Annotated in this window: 7 protein-coding genes and 1 tRNA gene; 1 reads left to right on the top strand and 7 read right to left on the bottom strand. The window is 61.0% G+C overall.

The features are described from left to right. Positions 1-61: 61 nt before the first annotated feature. The 7 genes from ACMLHG_RS04520 to ACMLHG_RS04490 all read right to left on the bottom strand — a co-directional run bounded on the left by ACMLHG_RS04520 (position 62) and on the right by ACMLHG_RS04490 (position 9,180). Positions 62-1,156: a peptidylprolyl isomerase gene (locus ACMLHG_RS04520; RefSeq protein ID WP_417169701.1), complete on the bottom strand. Its 1,095-nt coding sequence runs from the start codon at positions 1,154-1,156 to the stop codon at positions 62-64. 105 nt (positions 1,157-1,261) lie between these two features. Further along, entirely contained in the window at positions 1,262-2,389 is a 1,128-nt protein-coding gene (locus ACMLHG_RS04515; RefSeq protein ID WP_294436257.1) for a peptidylprolyl isomerase, read from the bottom strand. Between the two features lie 215 nt (positions 2,390-2,604). After that, on the bottom strand, positions 2,605-3,189 hold the full coding sequence (locus ACMLHG_RS04510; protein WP_417169700.1) for a chromate transporter: 585 nt from the start codon (positions 3,187-3,189) through the stop codon (positions 2,605-2,607). After that, positions 3,186-3,818 (bottom strand): chromate transporter, encoded by a 633-nt coding sequence (locus tag ACMLHG_RS04505; protein ID WP_295809946.1) that lies wholly within the window; start codon positions 3,816-3,818, stop codon positions 3,186-3,188. The genes ACMLHG_RS04510 and ACMLHG_RS04505 overlap by 4 nt, the downstream gene beginning before the upstream one ends. Then, complete coding sequence (locus ACMLHG_RS04500) at positions 3,808-4,602, bottom strand: alpha/beta hydrolase (RefSeq protein WP_417169699.1); 795 nt, start codon at positions 4,600-4,602, stop codon at positions 3,808-3,810. The genes ACMLHG_RS04505 and ACMLHG_RS04500 overlap by 11 nt, the downstream gene beginning before the upstream one ends. Before the next feature lie 17 nt (positions 4,603-4,619). Then, a complete protein-coding gene (locus tag ACMLHG_RS04495; protein WP_417169698.1) occupies positions 4,620-7,358 on the bottom strand; it encodes a DNA topoisomerase IV subunit A in 2,739 nt (912 codons plus the stop codon). Next, complete coding sequence (locus ACMLHG_RS04490; RefSeq protein WP_294436262.1) at positions 7,351-9,180, bottom strand: DNA topoisomerase IV subunit B; 1,830 nt, start codon at positions 9,178-9,180, stop codon at positions 7,351-7,353. The genes ACMLHG_RS04495 and ACMLHG_RS04490 overlap by 8 nt, the downstream gene beginning before the upstream one ends. 153 nt (positions 9,181-9,333) lie before the next feature. On the opposite strand from ACMLHG_RS04490, the gene ACMLHG_RS04485 reads away from it, so the two are divergent. Then, positions 9,334-9,410, top strand: a tRNA-Thr gene (locus ACMLHG_RS04485). The last annotated feature ends 93 nt before the right edge of the window (positions 9,411-9,503 follow it).

Below are 9,503 nucleotides of genomic sequence, written 5' to 3'. Positions count from 1 at the left end.
AATAAAAAAAATTTCGCTCGGCAACTCTTTCGTCGGGAAAGGATACGGGGGCCGGCAGGCGTCAGTTGAATTCCGGCATGGCGATGTGAAATTTCACCCCGGCGGCCTTCTCCAGACCGGAGAGGTAGTTTGCCAGCACTTCGTACTCCCGCCGCTCGCGCAGGTAGGCCATCAGCTCCTCCCGCACCTCTTCGTAGCTGTGCTGGCGGTTCCCCTGCACCGCGTCGCGCCGGATCAGGTGAATTCCCGCCTCGGTCTCGACCGGCTCCGGCGTGATCTCCCCCGGACGGAGTTTCACCGCCGCCTTCTCATAAGCGGCGTAAATCTGTTTCCGGTTCGGCTCAAACGGAGCGACCGGGCCGGAGAGCCGCCCGTCCGGGCGCAGAGCGCAGGTGGCGGCCAGCGCGTTGAAGCGCCCCGGATTCTTTTTGAGTTCCCGCGCAAACTTCATCATCTCACTGCGGGCCGCCTGTTTCTCCTGCTTCGTGCGCGCGTCGAGCATGATCTGCGTGGTCCGCACCGAACGGGACGAATCGCTGAACCGGAACCCCCAGCGGTTGGAGTTGTAGAAGTTGCGCGCCTCCTGGTCGGTGATCTTCAGATTCGCCTTCGCCAGCACTTCCTGACGGAAAAACGCGTGGGCGGCCGCCTGTTTCTGGATCCCCGGATTGCGACTGATTCGGTCGAGAAACTGGTCGAAACTCTTCTCTTTGCGCATCACCTCGAGCGCAATCGCCTTGACAGTCTCTTCGGGCAGTGCGGCGTATTTCTCCCGGAGCATCGCCCGGGTCCGCTCCGCCGACGGAAGGTATCCGGCCTTTTTCTGCGCCTCCGCAAACAGCCGCTCGTCGATCATCCCCTTGAGCAGCCCGGGAGCGGTCCGGGCGGCGGAGGCCCGGCTCCATTTCTTCGGGTTCGGCTGGGCGGCCTGCGCGTAGCGGACAAACTCCTCGCGGGTCACCTTGCCCCCGCGATACTCCGCCATCACCGCCGGAAACTGCCCCCAGACCGGATCGCGGCTGAGATCCGGAGCAGGCGCAGCCGGTTTCGCCGCCGCAGGCTTTGTCTTGCCGCTGTTCTGCGCCGGTTTCGCCGGCGCCGCGGCAACCGCGCAAAACGCCGCCGCAATCAGTACAATCACCGCCCCAGCTCTCATGATCCCAATTTCCCCGTCATTTCCCCGCCCGCCCCGGAACCGGAGCGGAATAACCAAAACGGCCGGCGGAATTTCACTTCCACCGGCCGATTCCGAACACTCGCCTTACTTCGCCGCCGGCGCCGTCGCGGCACCGGGGAGCTGGGGAACTTCCAGCGGCATCGTGTACTTGACCTTGTGTTCCGTCTCCAGCTTCTTGATGTAGTCCAGGAAGGCCTGCTGCTGCTTGCGGCTCTCGAGGAACTTGGTCAGCTGCGGCTTCACCGTCTCAAACGGCATCACCGTCGGCCCCTTGGCCGCATCGCGGCGGATGATATGATAGCCGAACTTGGTCTTGACCGGGCCGGTGAGTTCCCCTTCCTTCAGTTCGAAGGCGGCCTTTTCAAACTCCGGCACCATCTGGCCCTTGCCGAACGCGCCGAGCGAACCGCCCTGCCGGGAGCTCGGGCACTGACTTTCCGCCTTGGCAACCTCCTCGAACTTCTCCGGATTCTTCTTCAGATCCGCCATGATCTTGGTCGCCTTGTCCAGCGCGGCCTTCATCTCCTCCGGCTTCGCCTTGCCCTCTTCCGCCATGATGAGGATGTGCGAGGCGCGGACCATATCCGGCTGGTCGGCCGGTTCGGTGAACTGCGTGGCCTTGTTGTCCTCGTAGTACTTCCGGACCTCTTCATCGGTGACCTTCACCGTCTTCATCACGTTCTTCTCGAGGAATTCGCCGATGGCGACATCCTTCTGGATCTGCGGATTCTTCGCCTGCTCGTCGAGCAGCTTGTCGAAATCCTTGCCGGACTGCGCCATCTGCATCTTGATCATCTCAAGCTGCTGCGGATCGAACGACTTGAACCGCTCATTGAGCTTGGCCTTGGCCATCTCATACGAGGATTTGATCCCCGCCTTCTCCACCTGCGCCGAGATCAGACGGTCCAGCACCATCTGCTTGACCAGCCCCGGAGCCTCCTTGCGGATCATCTCCGCCGTCAGACCTTCCGGAATCTTGCCGTCCGGAATGCTCTTGAGCAGGAACTTCACGAATTCATCCTTGCTGACGCTCTTGCCGTCCACTTCCGCAACGGTATCCGGAATCAGCTTCCAGACATCTTCCGGAGCCTTTTTCGCCTCCGCGGCCGGAGCCGCCTTGGCCGGAGCCGGCTTGGCCGCCTCCGCGGCACCGGCGGAAAACGCCACCGCACCGGCGGCGAACAACGACACCATCCATCGATTCTGTCTCATTTCTTCTATTCTCCCCTTGAGGTTGAAAACGGCCGGCCCGCCGGCCGCGCCGTCATGATGCATTTCACTTCATCCGCCCCCGGAAGAGACCGCCGGAACACGGATACGATAGTATACACTTATACACCAAAATGCCGATTTTTCAAATCAGATTTCAGCCGAACCGGCGAAATATCAGCAAAATGTAATGGCCCGGTTCTCTTTTTCCATCCCGGTCAGCGGCAGAAAAATGCGCCGAGCACGGCAGACGGAAGCAACAGATACATGAAAGAGATCTTCGTCCGGAGCATGATCACCGTGGTGGCCGCCGCGATCAACAGCGCCGCCGGGCGGATTCCGATCTCGCCCCAGAAGCCCCCCTCCAGCAGTTTTCCCCACGGAATCTCACCGGTGAAAACCGAGAGCTCCGCGAAGATCACCGCCGCCGAAAGGATCAGGCCGAAGGAGGCCGGACGCATCCCGGTGAGAAACCCCTGCACCGCCAGGCTCGACTCCCAACGCTTCAGCAGACGGATCGCCAGAATCACCAGAATCATCGCCGGCGTAATCATGCCCAGCGTGGCGAGGACCGCCCCCACCACGCCGTGCTGCGTATACCCGACGTAGGTGGCGGTGTTGATGCCGATCGGCCCGGGCGTCGCCTGCGCAATCGAAAGCAGATTGGCGAACTCCTCCGGTGCGAGCGGCTTCCCCGGCCCGACCAGTTCAGCGGTGAGCAGCGGCACCAGCATGTAACCGCCGCCGAAGCAGAGCAGTCCGAACTTGAAGAAAACCCAGTAAAGACCGAAAAGCGAGATCATCGTTCCGCCTCCTGTTTCGCACGGCCGCGGGCGACAATCCGGTCCACAGCCACCTTCGCCAGACCGGCGGCAATGGAGCAGACAATCAGCCACGCCGGTCCCACTTTGAATACGGTCAGCCCGAGGAAGCAACCGCAGGCGACAATCCAGCCGAAGGGGTTGACCACCGCCTTGCGCCGCATCTTGAGCGCAGTGACGATCACCATGCCGACGATACAGCCGATGATCCCCTTGAACGCCCCCTGCACCGCCGGAGTGTCGATCGTGCTCTGAATGCTGGAAATGCCCGCCGCAATCAAAATGATGATGACCAGCGACGGCAGAATCGAACCGATCATGGCGGCGAACGCACCGGCATATCCGCCGATCCGCCAGCCGACGTAGATCGCCGAATTGGTGGCGAGAATTCCCGGCACCGTCTGGGTGATGGTGATCATTTCGAGCACATCGTCCTCGGTGAGCCATTTGCGCCGCCGGACAAATTCATCCTGCGCCGCCGCGATGATCGCATAGCCGCCGCCGATCACCAGCGAGGTGATCCTGACGTAGGCCCAGAAGAGCACCCAGGCGCGCCGGAGCGGGGAAACATGGCGGAAATCCTCCACCGATGGAACCGGTTCAGCGGACATCGGACCGCCCTTCCATCAGAAACTTCAGCCCCTCGACGATCCAGTGATCCCAGAATTCCCACGAATGGGCGCCCGGCCCCTCCTCGTAACGGAATCCCGGATAATGCAACGACTCCAGATGCGCCCGGAGCGCCCGGTTGGCTTTGAGCAATCCATCCTCGGTGCCGCAGACCATCATCAGCCGCGGCGGCGAGGCCAGCTTCACCGTCTCCTCCGCGAGGGCGAAGAGATCGTTGCGACCTGGAATCAGATCCTTCACCGTGCCGAAAATCTGCGTCGCCTCCTCCCGGTTCATCCGGCAGGTCTCCAACCAGGAACGAACATCCGCCACCGAGGAGAGCGCGACGGCCGCGGCATAACGCTCCGGCAGCCGGAGTGCGCACTTGAGCGCCCCGTAACCGCCCATCGACAGCCCGGCGACATAGGTATCCTCCCGCCGGGTGCTGATCGGGAAAAACGAAGCGGCGATCGCCGGCAGCTCTTCGGTGAGCATGGTCCAGTAGCGCGGCCCCTGCATCATATCGGTGTAGAATCCGCGTTCGCCATCCGGCATGACCACCGCCAGTTCATATTCGGCGGCATACCGCTCAATCGAGGTCCGGCGCGACCAGATGGTGTGGTCGTCGCTCAGTCCGTGCAGCAGATAGAGCACCGGGTAGCGGCGATTTCCGCCGCCGGAACTGGTCATGCCGATCTGGGTCGTCACCTTCTGCGGCAGAATGACGTTCATCGAACAGGCCCGCCCGAGAACATCCGAATGAAAAGAACACTGCAGAAATGCCATATTTTCTCTCCTGAAATTTAAAATCCAAACTCCGGCTGCACCATGCCGAAATCCTCATCGTCCGGCGGGGGTGGCGGCGGAGCCGGCTCGGCCGCCGGAGCCTTCTCCCGCGGCCGACGCGACCGGCGCGGCCGCAACGGCGTATCGTCCAGCACCAGAGCTTCTCCGGCCTCTCCGGAAGCCGTCGATGTTGCCGGAGCCGGTTCCGGCACAGCCTCCGTCGCCGTGGTTTCCTCATCGGTACGCCAGGGGGGGGCATCCTCGTCTGTCACCGGAGCCGGATTTTCCCCTTTTTCTTCCGGAATTTCCGGTACGGGTTCCGGCTCCGCCACGGGTTCCGATTTCTCGGCGGGTTCCGACTTCGGTTCCGGTTCCGGTTCCGGTTCCGATTTCTCGGCGGGTTCCGATTCCGGTCCCGCAACGGATTCCGACTCCGCAACGGGTTCCGGTTCCACCACGGGTTCCGGTTCCGCAACGGGTTCCGGCTCCACCACGGGTTCCGGTTCCGGCTCCTTGGCGGGTTCCGGTACGGGTTCCGGCTCCGGCTCCGCTTTTACGGCGGATTCCGGTGACGGTTTCACCGCTCTCTTCTTCGGAGCCGCCGGAGCCTCCGCCGGAACCGCGTCCTGAACGGCCTCCACCGCAGGAACTTCCGGCGTGGTTTCGTTTTCTCCCTCGGCCGGTTCCGCCTCTTCAACGGATTCGGCAACCCGGAACGCTTCCAGCTCCTCGGGCGTAAGATAACGCGAATGAGTGATCTTGACAATCGGCTTCGAACCGATCAAAAGTCCGCGCGCCTTCGGGCTGCGCACCGGCAGCTCCATCAGATTGATCTCGCGCTGGGTCTGGCGGTTGCGCGCCCCGGTCTCAGTCAGCAGATAGATCGCATCCGCACGCGGAGTCAGCAGTTCCAGCCGGCAGCCGGGCGGACAGAGCGCGTACTCCTTATCGAGGATGAATCCGCCGATCGCACTGCGTTTGCCGTAGTATTTGCCCGACTTCACCTCGCGGTAGATCACACCGAACACCGTGGTTTCATCATATTTGCGGAAGTCGTACAATTTCCCGATGAAGAGCTTCTCCGGCGGCAGCGCAATCACCTTGTAGGCGCCGCTCTTTTCGACGCAGAGGAAGCGGTCGAACTCGTTGCAGGCGACGATGTCGTCGCTCTTGATCGAGGTGCCGATGTAGCCGTTCTTGCGATCCCAGCCGACCTTGATGTTGTTGAGCGCCGCCTCGCGGCGGTCGATCTTCTCGAAGTGTTCGATCTCGGTGCGGCGCGGGAACTCCCTGCCGTACTTCGCGATCAGCCCCTTCAGATACCGGATCGCATACCCCTTGAGGTTGCCGAGGTTGCGCTTGATCTCCTCCATCTTCGCCAGCACCTCGGCCAGTTCGCGCTGGTTCTTCTCGATGTCGAACCGGCTGATCCGGCGCACCGGCAGGGCGAGCAGTTTGTCGATATCCTCGTCGGTGACGTCGCGCCGCAGCATGTCGCGGAAGGGGGCCAGCCCGGCGTGCACCTCGGCGTACTCCTCCTCCTGGCTCTTGCACTCCTCGATCTTCTTGTAGATGCGGTTCTCGAAGAAGATCTGCGCCAGCGTCTTAGCGTGGAAGAGCGCCTCCTGACGCTCCAGATCGATCTCCAGCTCCCGCTTCAGATGCTCCAGCAGTTTCGCGGTATTGCGCCGGAGCACCTCCGACACGCTCATCTGCACCGGGCGGCTCTCGCGGATCACCGTCATGTTCACCGAAATCGAAACCGAGCAGTCGGTGTACATGTACAGCCCCTGCATCGTCTTCTCCGGATCGTATCCGCGGGTCGGCACCACCTTGATCTCCACCTTGTCGGTGGTGTAGTCGTTGACGCTCGAAATCTTGATCTTGTTCTTCTCGGCCGCCTTCTCGATCGACGCCACCAGCGTCTCGGTGGTGGTGGTGGCCGGAATTTCGCGGATGATGAGGTCGCGGCCGACGATTTCGATCTTCGCCCGCAGCGTAATCTTGCCGTTGCCGTCGTTGTATTCGCGCACATCCATCAGCCCGCCCTGCTGGAAATCCGGGTAGAGCTGGAAGGGTTCGCCCCGCAGCTCCGCGATCTCCGCCTCGAGCAGTTCGTTGAAGTTGTGCGGCATGATCTTCGTCGCCATGCCGACCGCGATGCCGTCGCTGCCGAGCATCAGGAGCGACGGCACCTTCGCCGGAAGCACCACCGGCTCGATCCCCCGCCCGTCGTAGGTGTCGACGAATTCGGTGATGTCGTTGTTGAACAATACCTCATGCCCGAGCGGCGAAAGACTGCACTCGATGTACCGCCCCGCCGCCGCCGGACTGCCGGTCAGGATGTTGCCGAAATTCCCCTGCCGGGTGATGTAATACTCCTTGTTGGCAAGCACCACCAGCGCATCTTCGATCGACGCGTTGCCGTGCGGATGAAAGTGCATCGTGTTGCCGACGATGTTCGCCACCTTGTGGGTGCGCCCGTCGTACACCTGATAGAGCGCCCAGAGCACCCGGCGCTGCACCGGCTTGAGACCGTCGTCAACATCCGGAATGGCGCGGTCCTTGATGACGTAGCTCGCGTATTCCAGGAAGTTCCGGTCCATCATCATCCGGAAATAGTCGTTGTTGCCGCGGTAACGTTCGGCGGCGACACTGCCGTTCTCGCCTTCGCCCGCTTCGCCGTTCCCCTGCGCCTCTTCCGGTTCGGCGGGAACCGGAGCGTCAAGTTCAGGCTTCTCCGTTTCCTCACTCATATTTATGCACTTCCAGGTTGTTCATGATATATTCGCGGCGCTTCGGGGTGTTGCTGCCCATGAAGAAGCCGAGCAGCTCGGGCACGTTGCGCATGTTCTCAAGCGTGACCGGCTGAAGTTTGATCTCCTCGCCGATGAACTGGCCGAACTCCTTCGGCGAAATCTCCCCCAGCCCCTTGAATCGGGTGATCTCCGCCTTCTTCCCGAGCTTCGCGGCGGCGGAATCCCGTTCGGCCTCGCTGTAGCAGTAGACCGGCTTCTCCTTCGGCTTCTGCACGCGGAAGAGCGGCGTCTCCAGCACGTAGAGGTGGCCGGAGAGCACCAGCTGTTCGAAAAAGCAGAGAAAATAGGTAATGAGCAGATTGCGGATGTGCAGCCCGTCGACATCGGCATCGGTCGCGATCACCACCTTGTCGTAGCGGAGATTCTCGATGTCGTCCTCGATGCCGAGCGCCTGCATCAGAAAGGTCAGCTCCTCGTTGCTGTAGATCTTGTCGAACTTTTCGCCGTAGCAGTTCATCGGCTTGCCGCGCAGCGCGAAGATCGCCTGACAGTTGACGTCGCGGCAGACCTCGAGCGAACCGGCCGCCGAATCCCCCTCGGTGAGGAAGATCATCGTGTCGCGTTTCTCCAGCTGCCGCGGCCATTTGTCGCCGATGTGGAACTTGCAGTCCTTGAGCTTGGGAATGCGCAACCGGGTCTTCTGCTGGGTTTCGCGCCCCTTCTTCTTGACCTCCTGAATCTGGCGGTGCATCTGTTCGTTGCGGGCGACCTTGTCGAGCAGGATTTCGGCAACTTCGCGGTTCTTGTGGAGGTAATCGACGACGGCGTCGCGCACCGCCGCGACGATGGGGCCGCGCACATCGGTGTTGCCGAGCTTGTTCTTGGTCTGCGACTCGAAGACCGGATCCTTGACCTTAATCGCGATCGCGCCGATCATGCCGTCGCGGATCTCATCGGCCTTGTAGTTCTTGCCGGAGAACTCGTTGATCCCCTTGAGCACCCCCTCCTTGAACGCCGAGAGGTGGGTGCCGCCGTCGTTGGTGTACTGCCCGTTGACGAAACTGAAACTGGTTTCGCCGTAGTTGTCGCTGTGGGTGAGCGCGAATTCGATCGTCTTGGAGCGGTAGGCGATGATGTTGTAAAGCCGCTCCTCGCCGGTCTCGGATTCGAGCAGATCCTGCAGGCCGTTGGCGGAATAGTAGCGCTGCCCGTTGAAATAGAGTGAGAGCCCGCTGTTGAGATAGGCGTACATCCAGAGCCGTTTCTCGATGTATTCGAGCTTGAATCCGTAGTTGGGGAAGAGCTGCGCATCGGGGACGAAGCGGACAAACGTGCCGTTCTTCTCGGAGGAATCCCCGGTCTCCTCGCCGGTCAGCACCCCGCGTTCGAAGCGCGCCTCGTGGAACCGGCCGTCGCGGATGGAACGCACGAGGAAGGATTCCGAAAGGGCGTTGACCGCCTTGGTACCGACGCCGTTGAGGCCGATGGAGAACTTGAAGACGTCGTCGTTGTATTTGCCGCCGGTATTCATCACAGAGACGCATTCGACCACCTTGTCGAGCGGAATGCCGCGGCCGAAGTCGCGGATGGAGACGCAGTGATCGTCGATGGCGAGTTCGATCCGTTTGCCGTGGCCCATGATGAACTCGTCGATGCTGTTGTCGATGATCTCCTTGATGAGGATGTAGATCCCGTCGTCGGGATGCGAACCGTCGCCCATGCGCCCGATGTACATACCGGGCCGGAGCCGGATGTGTTCCAGCGCCGAAAGGGTTTTGATTGCACTGCCGTCGTATTGTACGGTTGTTTCCTCAGCCATATTCCGTGAAAGGTCCCGCAGAAGTTGAAATTAAAACATATACGGAAGAGTAAATGTACCATTTTTTTGGAAAAAATCAAGGAAAAACCGCATTTTTTACCGGGAAACGATTTGTCAAGCGGGCCATTGCGGACTATATTAGTTTTATCCGGTGCCGACTTAGCTCAGCTGGCTAGAGCGGTTGACTTGTAATCAGCAGGTCGTCGGTTCGATCCCGACAGTCGGCTCCACTTTTCCCCCTTCAAGTTCCCCGGAAAACGAAACGCGATGCATTCAGGGCGCAAATTGCCTCATCCGATACATCGTTTTTATTTTCGTAAAAA

This window comes from Victivallis sp. (genome assembly GCF_048170485.1).
Classification (GTDB): Bacteria; Verrucomicrobiota; Lentisphaeria; order Victivallales; family Victivallaceae; genus Victivallis.
The sequence above is the reverse complement of the archived record's forward strand: the minus strand, read 5'-3'. Positions and strand labels throughout refer to the sequence as shown.

Bases quoted from the DNA above. Each gene is read 5' to 3' on its own strand.
- ACMLHG_RS04520 (WP_417169701.1), bottom strand. From the start codon at position 1,156: ATGAGAGCTGGGGCGGTGATTGTACTGATTGCGGCGGCGTTTTGCGCG.
- ACMLHG_RS04515 (WP_294436257.1), bottom strand. From the start codon at position 2,389: ATGAGACAGAATCGATGGATGGTGTCGTTGTTCGCCGCCGGTGCGGTG.
- ACMLHG_RS04510 (WP_417169700.1), bottom strand. From the start codon at position 3,189: ATGATCTCGCTTTTCGGTCTTTACTGGGTTTTCTTCAAGTTCGGACTG.
- ACMLHG_RS04505 (WP_295809946.1), bottom strand. From the start codon at position 3,818: ATGTCCGCTGAACCGGTTCCATCGGTGGAGGATTTCCGCCATGTTTCC.
- ACMLHG_RS04500 (WP_417169699.1), bottom strand. From the start codon at position 4,602: ATGGCATTTCTGCAGTGTTCTTTTCATTCGGATGTTCTCGGGCGGGCC.
- ACMLHG_RS04495 (WP_417169698.1), bottom strand. From the start codon at position 7,358: ATGAGTGAGGAAACGGAGAAGCCTGAACTTGACGCTCCGGTTCCCGCC.
- ACMLHG_RS04490 (WP_294436262.1), bottom strand. From the start codon at position 9,180: ATGGCTGAGGAAACAACCGTACAATACGACGGCAGTGCAATCAAAACC.